Origin of the sequence: Prevotella rectalis, assembly GCF_900607215.1 — a bacterium.
Taxonomy (GTDB): domain Bacteria; phylum Bacteroidota; class Bacteroidia; order Bacteroidales; family Bacteroidaceae; genus Prevotella; species Prevotella brunnea.
The window spans coordinates 350,947-351,637 of record NZ_LR027822.1; the positions used below are offsets into that span (position 1 = coordinate 350,947).

At 40.4% G+C, this 691-nt stretch carries 1 protein-coding gene; it reads left to right on the top strand.

The window, feature by feature from the left end:
- A partial coding sequence (locus E0E16_RS09835; protein WP_130829720.1) for an IS30 family transposase occupies positions 1–662 on the top strand: 662 nt, incomplete at its 5' end.
- Between the last annotated feature and the right edge of the window lie 29 nt (positions 663–691).

Sequence of the window (691 nt, forward strand, 5' to 3'; positions counted from 1 at the left end):
GACAAATATCAGGTTATCTGCGCAAGAATGAGGGAATAAAGGTGTCCCACCAATCCATTTATAATATCATTCATAATGATACAACAGGGGAACTTGCCAAACACACAAGGCATAAGATGAAATACAGACATCGTCCCAAGGGCAGACATCTTCCAATTAAAGACAGGTTGAGTATCCATGAAAGAAGTAAGGAAGTTGACGGGAAGAGATTCGGAGATTTTGAGATGGACTTGATCGTAGACCCTGACCAGCATACCATACTCACACTGGTAGAGAAATCCACCAATATGCTGCTTATGCAGAAACTGCCATTTGGAAAGCAGTCAAAGCCTCTGGCAAAGGTAGTTAGGAAACTGCTGCCACCATACAAGGACTGTCTGAAGACCATTACAACAGACAACGGACCTGAATTTGCAGCACATAAGGACATTACCAAGTTCTTGGGCGTGCCCGTATACTTCGCTGATCCATATTGTTCTTGGCAAAAGGGAGCTATTGAGAATACAAATAAACTAATCAGACAATATATACCGAAAAAGGATTCGTTTGAACATTACACAGACAAGAGAATTATGTCGATACAAAAGAAATTGAACGAAAGACCGAGAGAAAAATTAAACTTTTCTACTCCAAAGTGTGAATTCTTCAAATACGTTTTATAATTTTGCACTTGCTGGTTGACTCTGCGGCC